The organism is Sphingomonas koreensis (assembly GCF_002797435.1).
In the GTDB taxonomy this organism is placed as follows: Bacteria; Pseudomonadota; Alphaproteobacteria; order Sphingomonadales; family Sphingomonadaceae; genus Sphingomonas; species Sphingomonas koreensis.
On sequence record NZ_PGEN01000001.1, the window covers coordinates 683,643 to 699,860 of the forward strand.

General features: G+C 68.5%; 16 protein-coding genes. 3 read left to right on the forward strand and 13 right to left on the reverse strand.

Features of this window, described 5'->3' with window-relative positions:
- Positions 1 to 58 precede the first annotated feature (58 nt).
- The 3 genes from BDW16_RS03200 to recR all read right to left on the reverse strand — a co-directional run bounded on the left by BDW16_RS03200 (position 59) and on the right by recR (position 2,777).
- Positions 59 to 1,450 carry a DNA recombination protein RmuC gene (locus BDW16_RS03200; protein WP_066575854.1) on the reverse strand — a complete coding sequence of 464 codons (1,392 nt, stop codon included), beginning with the start codon at positions 1,448 to 1,450 and terminating at the stop codon, positions 59 to 61.
- Between the two features lie 159 nt (positions 1,451 to 1,609).
- On the reverse strand, positions 1,610 to 2,137 hold the full coding sequence (def, locus tag BDW16_RS03205) for a peptide deformylase (RefSeq protein WP_066575864.1): 528 nt from the start codon (positions 2,135 to 2,137) through the stop codon (positions 1,610 to 1,612).
- A gap of 43 nt (positions 2,138 to 2,180) precedes the next feature.
- Positions 2,181 to 2,777 carry a recombination mediator RecR gene (recR, locus tag BDW16_RS03210; RefSeq protein ID WP_066575871.1) on the reverse strand — a complete coding sequence of 199 codons (597 nt, stop codon included), beginning with the start codon at positions 2,775 to 2,777 and terminating at the stop codon, positions 2,181 to 2,183.
- Between the two features lie 121 nt (positions 2,778 to 2,898).
- On the opposite strand from recR, the gene fmt reads away from it, so the two are divergent.
- The gene (gene fmt / locus BDW16_RS03215; protein ID WP_066575873.1) at positions 2,899 to 3,804 is read left to right on the forward strand and encodes a methionyl-tRNA formyltransferase; all 906 of its coding nucleotides are present in this window, start codon (positions 2,899 to 2,901) and stop codon (positions 3,802 to 3,804) included.
- The gene (truA, locus tag BDW16_RS03220; RefSeq protein WP_066575881.1) at positions 3,801 to 4,541 is read left to right on the forward strand and encodes a tRNA pseudouridine(38-40) synthase TruA; all 741 of its coding nucleotides are present in this window, start codon (positions 3,801 to 3,803) and stop codon (positions 4,539 to 4,541) included. The genes fmt and truA overlap by 4 nt, the downstream gene beginning before the upstream one ends.
- A gap of 9 nt (positions 4,542 to 4,550) precedes the next feature.
- On the opposite strand, the gene BDW16_RS03225 is transcribed toward truA, so the two are convergent.
- The 10 genes from BDW16_RS03225 to BDW16_RS03270 form a co-directional block, all read right to left on the reverse strand.
- On the reverse strand, positions 4,551 to 5,747 hold the full coding sequence (locus BDW16_RS03225; RefSeq protein ID WP_066575884.1) for a class I SAM-dependent RNA methyltransferase: 1,197 nt from the start codon (positions 5,745 to 5,747) through the stop codon (positions 4,551 to 4,553).
- Positions 5,744 to 7,153, reverse strand: coding sequence for an NAD(P)H-hydrate dehydratase (locus BDW16_RS03230; RefSeq protein WP_066575888.1), 1,410 nt, complete (start codon positions 7,151 to 7,153; stop codon positions 5,744 to 5,746). The genes BDW16_RS03225 and BDW16_RS03230 overlap by 4 nt, the downstream gene beginning before the upstream one ends.
- Positions 7,153 to 7,860, reverse strand: a complete 708-nt coding sequence (locus BDW16_RS03235; RefSeq protein WP_066575891.1) for an N-acetylmuramoyl-L-alanine amidase — start codon at positions 7,858 to 7,860, stop codon at positions 7,153 to 7,155. The genes BDW16_RS03230 and BDW16_RS03235 overlap by 1 nt, the downstream gene beginning before the upstream one ends.
- Before the next feature lie 107 nt (positions 7,861 to 7,967).
- Positions 7,968 to 8,825 carry a CheR family methyltransferase gene (locus BDW16_RS03240; RefSeq protein WP_241230449.1) on the reverse strand — a complete coding sequence of 286 codons (858 nt, stop codon included), beginning with the start codon at positions 8,823 to 8,825 and terminating at the stop codon, positions 7,968 to 7,970.
- Complete coding sequence (locus BDW16_RS03245; RefSeq protein ID WP_066575893.1) at positions 8,825 to 9,886, reverse strand: chemotaxis protein CheB; 1,062 nt, start codon at positions 9,884 to 9,886, stop codon at positions 8,825 to 8,827. The genes BDW16_RS03240 and BDW16_RS03245 overlap by 1 nt, the downstream gene beginning before the upstream one ends.
- Before the next feature lie 11 nt (positions 9,887 to 9,897).
- Positions 9,898 to 10,263 (reverse strand): response regulator, encoded by a 366-nt coding sequence (locus tag BDW16_RS03250; RefSeq protein ID WP_066575894.1) that lies wholly within the window; start codon positions 10,261 to 10,263, stop codon positions 9,898 to 9,900.
- Positions 10,264 to 10,339: 76 nt separating this feature from the next.
- On the reverse strand, positions 10,340 to 10,768 hold the full coding sequence (locus BDW16_RS03255; protein WP_066575896.1) for a chemotaxis protein CheW: 429 nt from the start codon (positions 10,766 to 10,768) through the stop codon (positions 10,340 to 10,342).
- Positions 10,768 to 13,071, reverse strand: coding sequence for a chemotaxis protein CheA (locus BDW16_RS03260; RefSeq protein ID WP_066575898.1), 2,304 nt, complete (start codon positions 13,069 to 13,071; stop codon positions 10,768 to 10,770). Before BDW16_RS03260 ends, BDW16_RS03255 begins: the two co-directional genes overlap by 1 nt.
- Before the next feature lie 52 nt (positions 13,072 to 13,123).
- Positions 13,124 to 14,155 carry an oxidoreductase gene (locus tag BDW16_RS03265; RefSeq protein ID WP_066575900.1) on the reverse strand — a complete coding sequence of 344 codons (1,032 nt, stop codon included), beginning with the start codon at positions 14,153 to 14,155 and terminating at the stop codon, positions 13,124 to 13,126.
- 17 nt (positions 14,156 to 14,172) lie between these two features.
- Entirely contained in the window at positions 14,173 to 14,817 is a 645-nt protein-coding gene (locus BDW16_RS03270) for a histidine phosphotransferase family protein (RefSeq protein ID WP_066576382.1), read from the reverse strand.
- A 143-nt stretch (positions 14,818 to 14,960) separates the two neighbouring features.
- Between BDW16_RS03270 and BDW16_RS03275 the strand changes: the two genes are divergently transcribed.
- Positions 14,961 to 16,217 carry a serine hydrolase domain-containing protein gene (locus BDW16_RS03275; RefSeq protein WP_241230450.1) on the forward strand — a complete coding sequence of 419 codons (1,257 nt, stop codon included), beginning with the start codon at positions 14,961 to 14,963 and terminating at the stop codon, positions 16,215 to 16,217.
- Position 16,218 lies beyond the last annotated feature (1 nt).

The window sequence follows — 16,218 nt, forward strand, 5'->3', positions numbered from 1 at the left end:
GTATAGACCGGACGGCCCACAGCCGCACCGAAAATCAACCTGAAGAGAAGCTTGCGGCCTATTCCGCAGCCTGGGCCGGAGCCTCATCTGCATCGGGCGTCTCGGCGTGGCTGGCGAGCAGTTCGACCGAGGCGACGCTCTCGATCTCGCGCGCGCCGGTCTCGACGTTCAGCTCCTTGAGTTTCCGCGCAGATACCAGCGCTCGGGTCTCAAGACTGGACGCGAAGGTATTGAAGTTCTTGACCGCGCTGTTGAGGCCGCTGCCGACGAGGCGCAGATCGCCCATCGCTTTTGCCAGCCGGTCGTACAGCTCCTTGCCAAGCTCGCCGATCTGGCGTGCCTCCTTGGCGAGCTTCTCCTGCCGCCACACCGCCGCGACGGTGCGGGCGATGGCGATGAGGTTGGTGGGCGTCGCCAGCAGCACGCGCTTCTCGAACGCGAAGTCCCACAGGCTGTGGTCATGCTCGAGCGCCGCGGAGAGGAAATGTTCGCCGGGGACGAACATGATGACATAGTCGGGCGCATCCTCGAACTGAGTCCAATACGCCTTGTTGCCGAGCGCGTTGACATGCGCCTTCATCGCCGCGGCATGCTGGGCGAGACCGGCCTGGCGCTCGCCCTCCTCGACCGCGCCGAACGCGTCCTGATAGGCGTTGAGCGACACCTTGGCGTCGATCACCAGCGCCTTGCCGCCGGGCACGCGGACGATCGCGTCGGGGCGGAGCCGCCCGCCCTCTTCCTGCGCGACGCTGACTTCGGTCTCGAAATCGGTGTGCTCGGAGAGGCCGCAGGTTTCGAGCACATTCTTGAGCTGCTGCTCGCCCCAGCGGCCGCGCGACTTGGGGGCGTTGCGCAGCGAATTGACGAGCTTCGCCGCCTCGCTGCTCACCCGCTCCTGCCCGATCCGCATCTGCTCGATCTGGCCCTTAAGCTCGCCGAACGCGTCGCGGCGTTCCGCCTCGACCTTGGCGACGCCCTCCTCATAGCGCTGGAGGCGTTCGTTGACCGGCTGGAGCAGGGCCTTGAGGTTCTGGCCCGCAGTGACTTCGGACTGTCTGAACCGGTCCTCTGCCCGTTTCAGGAACGCTTCCTGCGTCTGGCTGAGCATCTGCCCGGCCAGCTCGCGGAACTGGCCCGCCATCAGCTCGCGCGCGCCCTTGAATTCCTCCAGCCGCTCCTCGAACGTGCTCGCCTTGGTGCGCAATTCGGTCAATTCGAGCCGGGCGATGTCACGCTCGTCGCGGATGCTGTCGAGCTGGTCGCGCAGCTCGGGAAGCTCGCGCAAACGCTCATCGGCGCCGGCAAGGTCGATGATCGCTGCCTTGAAATCGGCTTCGCGCTTGTCGCGCTCGGCACGGATCTCGGCGATGCGGCGCGCGGCGACGAACCAGCCGGCAGCCCCGCCGACAAGCAATGCGAAGATCAGGGCCAGGGCGAATTCGAGCGTCACATTCCCTCACGCGAAGTTCATAAAGTTCATACAAACACAGGGTTCGCGCGGAGGTGACAAACGGCCGCCGCCCCCGCGGCAAGCGAGGAACATAGACCGAACGAAGGCTGTAGGACAGGGTTAATTGCGGCGCGTGCAATCACGCGCCGCACGGGGACGTCAGGCCGCCGCTTTGCGCGCCTTGTTGAGTTTCCGCATGATCATCTCACGCTTGAGGCGCGAGAGATGGTCGAGGAAGACGATGCCTTCGAGATGGTCCATCTCGTGCTGGATGCAGGTCGCGAGCAGGCCCGTGAACACCTCGTCATGCGCCTTGCCATGCTCGTCGAGCCACTTGACGCGGCACGTCGCGGGGCGATCGACATCGGCATATTGATCGGGGACCGACAGGCAGCCCTCGGAATAGGTGTTCTGATCCGCCGACGGCTCGAGGATTTCGGGATTCACGAAGACGCGGGGCTGGCGGATCGGCTTGCCGTCCTCGTCCTCTTCCTCCTGCAGATCCATGACGACCAGCCGCTTGGGCACGCCGACCTGAATCGCGGCAAGGCCGATGCCGGGGGCGTCGTACATCGTCTCGAACATGTCGGCGATCAGCGCGCGCAGTTCGTCGTCGACCTTGTCGACCGGGGTGGACACCAGCTTGAGGCGGGGATCGGGAACTTCGAGGATCGGAAGAATAGCCATCGGGGTAATTTAGCTCCGCCTGGGTCAGGCTTCAAGGAAAGGATCAGGCGACCGGCCGGCGCGCGCGTAGCGCCTGCGCCAAGGTGCCTTCGTCGAGATAGTCGAGTTCGCCGCCGACGGGCAGGCCATGGGCAAGCTGGGTGAGGCGCACCGGGCGCCCCTCCAGCCGCTCGGCGATGTAATGCGCGGTGGTCTGGCCTTCGAGCGTGGCGTTCATCGCCAGCACCACCTCGTCGATCCCGCCCGCGGCGACGCGGGAGACGAGGCTGTCGATCGCCAGATCCTCGGGCCGCACCCCGTCGAGCGCGGAGAGCTTGCCGCCCAGCACATGGAAGCGGCCGGGGAAGAGGCGCGAGCGTTCGAGCGCCCACAGGTCCGCCACTTCCTCGACCACGCAGAGCTGGCGCGTGTCGCGGCGCGGATCGGCGCAGATCGCGCACGGGTCCGAGGTATCGACGTTGCCGCAGGTGGAACAGGTGGCGAGCCGCTGGCTGACCGCGGTGAGCGCGGCAAGCAGCGGATCCAGCGCGGTCTCGCGCTTCTTCAGCAGATGCAGCACCGCGCGCCGCGCCGATCGCGGACCAAGGCCGGGCAGGCGCGACAGGGCTTGCGTCAGGGTTTCGATCTCGGGCGAGGCCATGCGAGCGATGTAGGCAATCCGTCCTCCCAACGAAAGCTGGGATCTTGCGCGGCAACGGATGCGCGTGCGGATGGAGATCCCAGCTTTCGCTGGGAGGACGATTGTGCGTAAAGCGCAGCCCATGCGGATCATCTTCATGGGAACGCCGGAATTTGCGGTACCGACGCTCAACGAGCTGGTCGAGGCGGGGCACGACGTCGTGGCGGCGTACAGCCAGCCGCCGCGCGCGGGCGGACGGCGCGGGAAGGCGCTGACCCCCTCCCCCGTCCATGCCCGCGCGCAGGCGCTGGGGATCGAGGTGCGGACGCCGCTCTCGTTCAGGAAGGATCCGGACGCGGTGGCGGCGTTCGCCGCGCTGGAGGCGGATGTCGCGGTGGTCGCGGCCTATGGTCTGATCCTGCCGGTCAGCGTGCTGGAGGCGCCGCGGCTGGGGTGCATGAATGTCCATGCCTCGCTGCTCCCGCGCTGGCGCGGGGCTGCACCGATCCAGCGGGCGATCCTGGCCGGGGACGCGGAGACCGGCGTCGGGATCATGCAGATGGAGGCGGGACTCGATACCGGACCGGTGCGGCTGGAGGGACGGACGCCGGTGGCCGGCAAGACGGCGGGCGAGTTGACCGACGAGCTGGCGGCGATGGGCGCGCGGCTGATGGTGCAGGTGCTCGCCGATCCGGATGCCTATCCTTCAGTGGCGCAGGCCGAGGACGGCGTGACCTATGCCTCGAAGATCGACAAGGCCGAGACGCGGCTGGATTTCGCGCAGGATGCCGAAGCGGTGGCGCGCCAGGTGCTGGCGTTCAATCCGCCGGGGTCGTTTTTCGAGGCGGCCGGCGAGCGGGTGCGGGTGCTGGCGGCCGATATCGTCGAAGGCGGCGGTTCGGCGGGCGTGGTGCTGGACGACGCGCTCACCATCGCCTGCGGCACCGGCGCGATCCGCCCGACCAGCGTCCAGCGCGCCGGGCGCGGCGTCATGACCACTACCGAGCTGCTCAACGGCTTCCCGATCCCGGCGGGAACGCAGCTTTGACCCGCTTTGCGCTGACGATCGAATATGACGGCCGGCCGTTCATGGGCTGGCAGTATCAGGATCATGGTCCGAGCGTGCAGCAGGCGATCGAGGATGCGCTGCACGGCATCACCGGCGAGGATGCGCTGGTCCATGCCGCCGGCCGCACCGACGCGGGGGTCCATGCGCTGGGGATGCGGGCGCATACCGAGATCGAGAAGGACATCGCCCCGTTCCGGCTGATGGAGGCGCTCAACGCGCATCTGCGCAACGTGCCTGTCGCGATCCTGGCGTGCGAGACGGTGGCGGACGACTGGCATGCGCGCTTCTCGTGCATCGCGCGGCATTATGTGTACCGCATCGTCAACCGCCGCGCGCCGCTGACCTTCGACAAGGGGCTGAAGTGGCGCGTGCCGGCCGAACTGGACGCGGCCGCGATGCACGATGCGGCGCAAACCCTGGTGGGGCTGCATGACTTCACCACCTTCCGTTCGGCGCATTGCCAGTCGGCCAGCGCACTGAAGACGCTCGACCGGCTCGACGTTGTGCGCGAGGGCGACGAGATCAGCGTCTACGCCTCTGCCCGCTCGTTCCTGCATCATCAGGTGCGGTCGATGGTCGGATGCCTGTCGATGGTCGGGCGCGGACAATGGAGCGCGGCCGACCTGCGCGACGCGCTGGCAGCGAAGGATCGCGCGGCGCTGGGGCTGAACGCGCCGCCGGACGGGCTTTATTTCGTGCGGGCGGATTATCCCTGAACGCAGGCCCTAGCGGCTGAAGCGCGCGGCAAGCTCTGCATGCGTGGACCAGCGGAACTGGCCGACGGGGAGCAGCCAATCGAATCGATAGCCGCCTTCGATCAGAGTCTTCGCATCGCGTGCGAAGGTATTGGGATTGCATGACACATAGGCGATCACCGGCACCTTGGACGCGGCCAGCTGCTCGACCTGTTCCTTCGCTCCCGCACGCGGTGGATCGAGGATCACCGCGTCGAACAGGTCCAGCTCCTTCGGCACCAGCGGGCGGCGGAACAGATCGCGATGCTCGGCGAAGACCGGGCGCTGGGCCCGGCCCGCGGCGCCCTTGAGCGACAGGATCGCCTCGCGCGCGCCCTCCCCCGCATAGACCTTCACCCCTGGGTCCATCGCGAGGGCGAAGGTGCCGAGCCCGGCGAACAGGTCGGCGACCGCCTTTGCGCTGCCGATCGCCTCCCGGACGGCGGCGACCAGCGCCCCCTCGCCCTCGGGCGTGGCTTGCAGGAAGCTGGCGGGCGGGAACGGCACCGGGATACCGCCGAAGGTCATCGTCACCGGCTCGGGCTCCCAGCGCGGCTCGGGGCCGAGGCCGTCATCGACCGACAGGCGCGCAAGGCCGTGGCGCTGGGCGAAGCTGGTCACGGCCTCGATCGCGTTCAGGCTGTCGGTGACGAGACCGTCGACCAGCACGTCCGGCCCCTGATCGGTGAGCGCGAGATGGACGTTGACGCGACGGTTGGCGGGGAGATGCGCGGCGAGCAGACCCCGTAGCGGCTGAAGCAGCGCGAACAGGCGCGGATCGAGGATCTCGCATTGCTGGAGGTCGATCAGCCGATGGCTCGACTGTTCGGTGAAGCCCAGATGGACCTGTCGCCCGCGCCGCTCTGCATGGAGCGTCGCGCGGCGGCGGGTGCGCGGCGGGGACAGCGCGGGCGCGCGGATCTCTGCCTCCACCCCCTGCTGCATCAACGCGCCGGCGATGCGGGCGGTGAGGAACTCGGCATAGGCGCGGTCGTCGAGATGCTGGAGCTGGCAGCCGCCGCAGTCGGGGAAATGGCGGCATGGCGGCGTCTGGCGGCGCGGGCCGGGCCTCAGGCTGCCATCGGCGAGGAGCGTGTCGCCGGGCGCGGCAAGCGGGGCGTGGCGGCCGTCCGCGGTCACCCCGTCACCGCGCGCGGCCACGCGGACGATGGTTGCATCCTCGCTCACCGTGCGCGCTCCAGCGCGAGGGGAAGCGCGTCCGCCAGATCGTCGGCGAGGAAGCAGCGGTCGAGGAGGCGCGCGGCTTCGGCGTGGAGCCAGACACCGGCCGAGGCGGCTTCGAAGGGCGTGGAGGGAGTCTGGGCAAACATGGTGGCGATGGCCCCTGCCAGAACATCGCCGGTTCCCGCAACCGATAGCCACGGGCTGGCAGGCAGCGCGACATTGGCCGGGCCGTCCGGGGCAGCGATCACCGTGTCGGCGCCCTTGAACACCACCACGGCGCCGCTCCGGCGGGCTGCCTCCTGCGCGCGAGCGATCTTGCTGCCCTGCCCCTCCCCGAACAGCGCGGCGAATTCGCCCGCGTGCGGGGTCAGGACAGCGGGCGCATCGCGGTCTCGCAGCCGGTCGAGATCGAGCAGATGGAGCGCGTCACCGTCGATCACCAGCGGGTGCGGGCTGGCGAGCGCAGCGTCGAGCTTGTCCCGCGCGCGGTCGTCGCGGCCAAGGCCGGGGCCGATCACCACCGCGCCGATGCGCTTGTCGTCGAGCGCGTCCTCGCTCCAGCGCTGGCGGACGATGGCGTGGGGCGGATGCGGCAGCCCGCCGGTGAGCAGCAGCACATAGCCCGCCCCGGCGCGATAGGCGGCGAGCGCGGCCAGCTCCGACGCGCCGTGCATGCGGCCGGAAACCACCGCGACCATGCCGCGGCTGTATTTGTGCGAGGTCGCATCGGGAGCGGCGAGGCGCGGAACGGCAAGCGCCCGGGTATCGCCGGCACCGCCTTCAGGCGGCAGCCCGATCTCGATCGTGCAGACGGTGCCGCACAGGGCGGCGGCGGGCTGAAGAAGATGGGCGGGCTTGAGCGCGCCCAGTGCGAGCGTGACGTCGAACCTGGCCAGCGCCTGCCCGAAATCGCCGCCGGTGTCCGTGTCCACGCCGCTGGGCAGGTCGATCGCGACGGACAAGCGCGCACGGTCCGCCAACGCCCGGATCGCGTCCGCGACCGGCGCATCCAGCGCGCGGGACAGCCCCGTGCCGAACAGCGCATCGACCATCACCGGGGCATGCGGGAGCATAGGGTCTGGGAAGCGCTCCACCGGCCCCGTCCAGCCTGCCCGCGCCGCTACCGCAGCCTCGCTCTTCGGTTCCCGCAGCGCGGCAACCCGCACCGGCACGCCCCGGCTCGCCAGCACCCGCGCCGCGACATAGCCGTCGCCGCCATTGTTGCCGGGACCGCACAGGATCAGCACCTCCGCCCCTGCAGCGAGGCGATGCACCCACTCGGCGACGCCCGTCCCCGCCCGCTCCATCAGCGATGCGACGCTGGCGCCACCGGCGATGGCGCGATCCTCGGCGGCACGCATTTGTGCAGCGGTAAGGATCGGCGCGCCCAGCACGGCGCGATCGAGCATCACTCGTCGCCTTGCGGCTTGGGCAGAAGCAATGCGAGCAGGATCATGCGGCATTCGGCATCGATCGTCCCGTCGACCAGCTCGGGCCGGAAGCGGCGCTGGAACGCGACGGTCGCGGCGAGCCCGTCGGTCACGTCATAGCCGAACCGCTCGAGCGCGAGCAGGAAGCCGGCATCCGTCCAGCCCGGGTCCATCAGGTTCCTGGTGGGGCGCGGCAGCGCAAGGCGCAGGCGGGCGAGCTTGCCCCAGGGAAACAGCTCGCCCGGGTCCTGCTTGCGTGCAGGGGCGATGTCCGAATGGCCGACCACATTGCCGCGGGTGATGCCATAGCGGTTCTTGATCGCCGCGGTCAGGCGGATCACCGATTCGATCTGCTCGTCAGGAAACGGGCGGTAACCGAATTCATGCCCGGGATTGACGATCTCGATCCCGACCGAGGCCGAGTTGATGTCAGTGACCCCGCGCCAGTGCGATTTGCCCGCATGCCAGGCGCGATTGGCTTCATCGACCAGCCGAACGATCTGCCCGTCCTCGGCAACGAGCCAGTGGCTGGACACCTTTGCCTCGGGATCGCGCAGCCGCATGATCGCCTCCTCGGCGCTCTGCATCCCGGTATAGTGGAGCACGATGATGCTGACCGGCAGCGCACGCGCGTCGAAATTGGGCGACGGCGCGTCGATCCACTCGAGTTCAGTCCCGTCCATCATCGAGGTGAGGGATGCGGCGGCGCGCGCCGAAAGGCAAGCCGCGCGGTGCCGAAAGGCACGGATTCGTGCGAGAGGCGGTGCCCGCCCTCTCTCCCATCCGGGAACCGTCAGGCAGCGCGAAACGGCGCGACGCGGGCGTCATCCGCCAGATAGAGGCCGCGGAAGCGGTCACTGGGGCGGAACGCATCGGTCTGCCCGATCACCGTCTCCCCCGCACCCAGCACCAGCAGGCCGCCGTCGCGCGTCGCGGTGCGCAGCGTGCGGAACACGCGGCTACGCACATCGGCAGCGAAATAGAGCAGCACGTTGCGGCAGAGGACGATATCGAACTTGCCCGCCGGAGCCGACTCCTTGGCCAGATTGTGCTGGCGGAACTGGACTCGCCTGGAAAGCTCGGGACGGATCACCCAATCGCCCTCGACGCTGTCGAACCAGCTGACCATCCGGCGCACCGGAAGGCCACGCTGGATCTCGAACTGCGAGAAACGCCCCGAACGGGCGCGCGCGAGCGCAGCGGCGGAGACGTCGGTCGCGACGATCTCCGGCATCATCATGCCACGGGTGATCGCCGCTTCCTCGAACAGCATCGCCAGCGAATAGGGTTCCTGCCCCATCGAGCAGCCCGCCGACCAGATACGCAGACGGCGTCCTGGCGTCTCGGCCTGAAGCGCTTGCGCAGCCTCCACCACCAGGTCGAGCACCGCCGCGTCGCGGAAGAAGGAGGTTTCGTGATTGAGCAGCGCATCGACCACCGATTCGGCGAGCGGTCCGTTGCGCTCGGCGGCAAGCCGGCCGATCAGCTGATCGAGCGTATCGAGATCGTTCGCGCGCAGCACCGGCTTCAACACCGTCTCGACCCGCCAGGCGCGGTTGGCGGCGATCTGCTGGCCAGTCCGCTGCTCGAGCAGATTGCCGATCACGTGCATCGCCCCGGTGGAGGCGAAGCTCTGGGGGATCGCCGACATCAGCCAGGCCTCCGCTGGCTGGCGATGATCCGGCCGATCTCGTCGGGCGGGAGCACCGCGGCGGCGCTCTCGGCGATCGCGCCGGGCATGCCCCAGACCACCGAGCTCGCCTTGTCCTGCACGATCACGCTCCCCCCGGCATCGATCAGCCGTTTTGCACCCACTGCGCCGTCGCGGCCCATGCCCGACAGGACGACGCCCAGCCCGCGCGCGCCGAACAGATCGGCGATCGAATCGAACATCGGGTCGACCGACGGCATGCAACCGCTCGCGACGGGCTCATGGGAGAGACGCACGGCATAATAGCCTTCGCCCGCGCGCACGATGCGCAGATGCGCGTCCCCCGGCGCCACCAGCATCCGGCCGGGCCGGACGCGGATATGATCGGCCGCGACCTCGCACGGCCGCCCCGCGAGTACTGCGAGCTGAGCCGCGAAATAGCTCATGAACGAAGCCGGAAGGTGCTGGGTGACCAGGATCGGCACCTGAAAGGATGGCGGGATCGCACGCAGCATCTGGCTGAGCGCATGGATGCCGCCCGTCGATGCGCCGACCGCGACGATATCGAATTCGCCCGGCGCACGATCCGCGTGGGAGGAGATCGACGCCGCGGCATCGTCGGTATCGAACAGCCGCATCAGCCGGTCCTCGAGCACCGCGGCGAAGCGGCCGGCGAAATTGCCGACGCCTGGCTTGACCAGCGTATCGGCGGCGCCGAGCGCGAGGGCGTGCACGGCTGCCGCCGCGCCATCGTCGGCAGCGGAGGAGACCACCAGCACCTTTGCCCCCTGCCCCGCAGCGATCAGATCGGGCAGCGCGGTCAAGCCGTGAATCCCCGGCATCTCCAGATCGAGCAGAATCACATCGGCGCGGTTGGTGGCAAGAAAGGCAAGCGCGCCGGCGACATCGCTGACCGACCCCGCGATCCGGAACCGGCCCATCCCCTCGATCATCCGGCCGAGCACGGCCCGGGCGACCACCGAATCATCGACGATCAGGACACGGACGCTTCCGCCATCGCGGTCCGGCGGAGGGCCGGCCGCGGCTATGTTTCTAGCCATAGCTGCGGCCCTCAGGCGACGCCGACGATCTGGAGCTTGCTCTCGAGCGTCTCGCGGTCGAACGGCTTCATCACATATTCGTCGGCACCTGCCTCGATCGCGGCGCGGATATAGGCCATGCCGTTCTCGGTGGTGCAGAACACGACTTTCGGCTTCTCGGCGATGCCGCTGTCCTTCAGCGCGCGCAGGAAATCCATCCCGCTCATCACCGGCATGTTCCAGTCGAGCAGGACGACGTCGGGGACCGAATCGAGACAGGCGTCGAGCGCCTCGCGCCCGTCCCCGGCTTCACGCACCTCGAAGTTGAGCGTTTCGAGGATGTGGCGCGCCACCTTTCGGATCACCTTGGAATCATCGACGACGAGGCAGGTCTTCATGTTGGGCCATTCCCGGATTTTGGCGCGTTCACCGGCAGTTGTGCCTGAAAGATGTAATCACCGCGTTAATGCCAATTCAGGCAGCCTGAGCAGGCGTGGCGGGCACCAGGGCGGTGAGATCGATCGCCAGGATAGGCTCGCCATCGCGCTCGACCAGTCCGATTCCGGCACGCTGCCAGGCCTCGGACAGCGGCACGCCGGAAGCGAGCGGATGCAGGACGAACGGCGCGACATCATCGAGCGCGTCCACCAGCAATGCGTAATGATGACCGTCGACGCGGGTGATCACCGCGCGGCTGGCATCCTGCCCGCCCGTCATGCCCAGCGCGGCGACGGTATCGATCACCGTCACGACCCGGCTGCGCAGCGCAGCCAGCCCGCGGACATGACCGCCCGCGCGGGGCACGGCAACGATCGTGCCGATATCCACCACCGATTCGACCTGATCGGCGCCGATCGCCACCGCCTGGCCCGCGACATGCGCGATCAGAAACAGCCGTTCCATCATTTCCCCCGTGCGACGGTGGCGAGCGCGCCAAGCAGCCCGTCACGATCGTAGCGCCAGATGCTGCCATCCCCCTCGCATCCGCGCTTGCTGCGCAGACGCACGACGGGAGCCTGCACCACAAATGCGTCGGCCGGGCTGTCGAGCGCGAGCACGACATCGGCGCTCGCCGCGGCATCCAGCGTCACGCGATAGCCTGCGGTCTCGAGCATCGGCTGAATGAAGGTGCGCATCCACCCGTCCTCGCCCCCGGTAAGCAGGCAGAGCGGCGCATCGTCGAGTCCGCCCGCCGCATCGCCATGTTCGGCGAACAACCAATGCGGGTCGAGCAGTTCCACCGGCTCGTCATCCAGCAGCACCGCACCAGCGATCGGGCCGGGTAGGTCCGCGGCGACGATCTCGGCCGGCAACGTCACGATATCGGCTGCTTCGGCAATGGCATAGCCGATCTCGCTCACACCGTCCTTTAGCCGCAGAATCGACCTGGCCGGCGCGCTGCCGACCTCACAGCGTGCAGCCAGCGGGATGATCCGGCCGTCGATGGTCAGGCGCATGCGTCCGGCGGCATGACGGATCGCATCCCCAGCGACCTGTTCGATGCGATCGACGACAACCAGCGGCACCGCGCGACGGGCACCGTCCAGATCGATGAAGACCAGTGCCTGGACGCCCTCCGCGTCGGCCTCGTCGGTCTCCTCGGCTTCCTCGGCGAGCACGTCGTGGACGAACTGAAGCCCGGCGTCGCGCGCGATCCCGCCGCAATCGAGCAGCAGCATCGGGCGGCCGCTGTCAGGCAGCGTCTGGCCGGCATAGACCCCCGTCGCCATGATCGCCGGCGCTGCGGGCTTGATCACCAGCTCCTCATTGTCGAGCACGTCGTCGACGCGCAGCGCATAGCTGCCCTCGCCTACGCTGACGATCGCCAGCATCGTGCGCATCGGGCGGACATTGCCGCCGATTTCCAGCACGCTGGCAAGTTCGACCAGCGGCAGCCTGCGATCGCGCACCGTCACCACCTCGGCGCTGCCGATGCGGTCGACCCGGATCGAGTCGCTCGATTCGCTGACGATCTCCTCGATCGCCTGGCGCGGCACCGCGAAACGCTGGCCCGCCGCGGCGACGACGATCGTCGGGATGATCGACAGCGTCAGCGGCACGCGGATCAGGATGCGCAGGCCCTTGCCCGGCTGGCTGTCGAGATCGACACGGCCGCCGATCTGCTCGATCGCCGCACGGACCACGTCCATGCCGACACCGCGGCCGGAAATCTCGGAAACCTCGTCCTTGCTCGACAGGCCTGGCTCGAACACCAGCTCCTGCTTGGCGCGCTCGCTGAGCGCACGCAGCGCACGCTCGTCGCGGCCGGTATCGGCGAGCTTGCGGATCAGCCGTTCGGTATCGATGCCGCGGCCGTCGTCGGCGATCTCGACGACGATCTGGTTGCCCGACTGGCGCGCTGCGACGCTGAGACGGCCACGCTCGCGCTTGCCCGCGGCACGGCGTCCTTCGGGCGATTCGATGCCGTGGTCGATCGAGTTGCGGATGATGTGGACCAGCGGATCGCGCAGCACCTCGATCATCTCGCGATCGAGCTCGACCTCGGCGCCGTCGATCTGGAGGTTGACCGATTTGCCAAGGCTCGCCGCGGTATCGCGGACCATGCGCGGCAGCGCCGAGAACAGCGCATCGATCTTCTGCATCCGCGTGCGGGTGACGGTATCGCGCAGGTCCGCGACGGTCGCCGACATGCGTTCGAGCGCAGCCTCGACCTGCGGGTCGACCTCGGCATCGCGCAGCCGTCGCGACAGCTCGTTGCGGGCAAGCACCATGTCGGACATGCCGCTCATCATCCGGTCGAGCAGGTCGACATTGAGACGCACGCTGCGTGCCGCGGCGCGCTGGGTCGCCGGTGCGGCAATCTGAACCACGTCGGCCGATCCCTCGGCCAACGCCGCGATCAGAAGATCCTCTCCGCTGTCGTCGAGCCCGGCCCCGGCGTCGATCGCCTCGACCAGCTCGCCGATCCGGTCGACCACCGCGAGCACGGCGTTGACGAGCGCGCGATCGGGTGTGCGCTCACCGGCGCGGACGGCGGCGAGGACATCCTCGGCGGCATGGCTGAGACGCGCAAGGCGCGGGAGGTCGAGGAAGCCGCAGCTTCCCTTCACCGTATGGACGAAGCGGAAGATGGCATCGAGGCGCGCGCGATCGTCCGGATTCGCCTCCCAGGCGACGATCTCGCCCGACAGCGCTTCCAGCGTCTCTCGCGTCTCCGCGATGAATTCTTGCAGCAGGTCGTCCACAATGCCCCCACACGGTCCGGCCGGTCATGGCCGCACGGGGGTTAAGACCTAGTTATCCAGCTTGCGGGATTTTGACTTCGGCGTGCGCTTCCGCGCTGCGCAGCCCGGCGTCGAGCACGTCCATCACCGCGATCGCATCCGCCGCCGGAACCGGATTCCCGCCTTCGCCCCGCACGGCGTCGGCAAGGGCCTGCCAGAACAGGCGATAGTCGCCGGTAACGTTCGGAACAGGCGTGACCGATCCGTCGGCGCCGGTGAGCATCCCATCGACCGGATCGACGCCCCAATTCCCCTCACCCGGCGTCTTTCCTGCAACGGTCGCCGCTTCCTGGGGATCGATGCCGTGCTTGACCCAGCTGCCGCCCGTGCCGCGGACCTTGAAGCGGAGCGTGTTCGCGGCGGCGAGCTTGCTCGCGTGGAGGATGACCCGGCGTTTCGGATAGCGCAGCACGGCGTGGAAATAGTCGGGCGCCGGGGCGCCCTCACGCAGCGTCGCGATGTCGGCGGTGATGCCGAGCGGTTGCCCGAACAATTGAAGCGCCTGATCGACGAGGTGCGGCCCGAGATCGAGCCACACGCCCCCCGGCCGCGCTTCCTTCCACACGTCCGCCGGAACCGGGCGCCAGCGGTCGAACCGGCTTTCGACCTCGACGATCTCGCCGAACGTCCCCGCAGCGATCAGGCCCTGCAGCGTGCGGAAATCGGCGTCCCAACGGCGGTTCTGGAAGGCGGTGACGATCACGCCCCTCGCTTCGCCCTCCGCCGCGATGGCGCGGGCATCGGCGAGCGTGGTGGCGAAGGGCTTGTCGATCAGCACATGCTTGCCCGCGCGGATCGCAGCCAGCGCATGTTCGGCGTGAAGGTCGTCGGGGCTGGAGACGATGACAAGATCGATCCCCGGCTCGGCGAGCAGCCCCGCGACATCGGGCACCACGCGCATGCCGGGCAGATCGGCATGGACCTTGGCCGGATCGCGCGAAACCACGGCGCGGAGCGCCATGCCGGGCGTGTTCCCGACATAGGGCGCATGAAAGGCCCGGCCCCCCAGGCCATAGCCGATCAGGCCGACACCGATTTCATCCATCGCCCTGCCTCCGCCAATCAGGCGAGCTTGAACGCCGCCCCGAACAGCAGCACCGGCGCATCGGGGGGGGAGACCTGAAGGTCGCCGCCGCCCTGCGCAACGAGCTGGTGCACCAGATAGGCGGCCGCCGCGCGCGGGGTGACCGGCGCGTCGCCGGTGTCGCCGGTCAGCGCCCCGCGCAGTTCCTGATCGAGCACGATCCGCGGACCGTCCGCGCGCACCACGATCTCGACCATGCCGTCGCGCGCTTCGGCACCGATATCGAGCTGCCCGCCACGCACCAGCGCATCGCCGCCGATCAGGGCGAGGTTGAGCAGCACCTTGATCACCTGCTTGGGGAGCTGCGGATCCTCGACCATCCAGCCGATCGAGACGCGATGATTGTCGCCGAACAGCCCCTCGATCGCCGCCTGCGCTTCGCGCGTGTCCACCGTGTCGCCGAACCCGCCCGCGGCGCCGAAGGCAAGGCGGAAGAATTTGAGCTTGTTCGCGCTCGCCCGCGCGCTTTCCGCCAGCAGCTCGAGACAGCGTGCCCGCATCTCCGGATCGTTCTCGTCCGCCAGCAGCTCGAGCCCGTTGTTGAGCGCGCCGACAGGGCTCAGCAGATCGTGACAGAGGCGCGAGCAAAGCAGGCTGGCGAAATCGGTGGGCGAAATGGTCACGTGATGCTCCGGCAATTCGCGCAACTCTTTGGCGCAGCGATGCCAATGCCGCAAGCGAACGATCTTTCATCCGGGCATGAAGCCCGATAAGCCCCTTCCGAAACGAACGGAGGGGATTCATGCGACGACCGAGGATGACAGCGTTGACGGGGCTCATGCTCGTCATGGCGGCACCGCTTCCGGCCATGGCGCAGGAGCGGCCCGCGCCGGTGGAAACGCTGCGCATCGACAAGGCGCGGATCGACAAGATGCTCGCCACGATGGTCGCCGATGGCCGCGCGGCGGGCGTGTCGGCGCTGGTGTGGAAGGACGGACGCGAGGTCTATTATGGCGAGCGCGGCATGGCGGATCGCGAGGGCAACCGCCCCTTCCGCCGCGACACGCTGGTCCAGATCTGGTCGATGACCAAGCCGGTCACCGGTGTCGCGCTGATGCAGCTGTGGGAACAGGGAAAGTTCCGGCTCGACGATCCGCTCGCCCGCTATCTGCCCGAATTCTCGAACCCGCTGGTGCAGGACGGCACCGACAGGGAGGGCAAGCCGCTCTGGCGCGCCGCGAGCCGGCCGATCACGATCCGCGACGTGCTGCGCCACACCGCCGGCTTTGCCTATGGCAACGGCCCGACCGCGGCGCACAAGGCCTTCGCAGCCGCCGATCCGCTCAACTTCGACAATGACCTGGCCGAATTCGGCCGCCGGCTGGCGAAGGTGCCCCTGCTGTCGGAGCCGGGCACCGAATGGCATTACAGCGCCGCCGTCGACGTGCAGGCGCTGCTGGTCGAGCGCCTATCGGGCATGAAGTTCGCCGACTATGTACGCGCCCGCATTTTCGAGCCGCTCAGGATGCGCGAGGCGGCGTGGCACCAGCCGATGGACCGCCTTCCCCGGCTCGCAGCGACCTATGTGAAGCAGGACGGCAAGCTCGCCCGCCAGGCCGACGAGATGACCCGCCGACCGAACTTCCCCGGTGCGAAGCTCACCATGGGCGGTGCCGGCATCGTCGCGCCGATCGACGACTACATGCGCTTTGCCCGCATGCTGCTCAACGGCGGCGAGCTCGACGGCGCGCATATCCTCAACCCCGCCACCATCCGGCTGATGGCCACCGACCAGCTCGATCCGGCGATAAAGGAGCGCGAATGGCTGATGGGCAAGATCGACGGCGGGTTCGGCTTCGACTTCGCCGTCCGCACTGCCAGGCCGGACAAGCCAGAGCGCAACCGTGGCGCGGTCGGCGAATTCTTCTGGGACGGCATGGCATCGACGCTGTTCTGGGTCGATCCTGCGAACCGCATGACCGTGGTGTTCTTCACCCAGACCATCCCGTTCGACGGGACGCTCCACACCGATATCCGCAAGGCGGTGTACGGTGCGGACTATCTGGGGCCGCCCGGGAACTGAG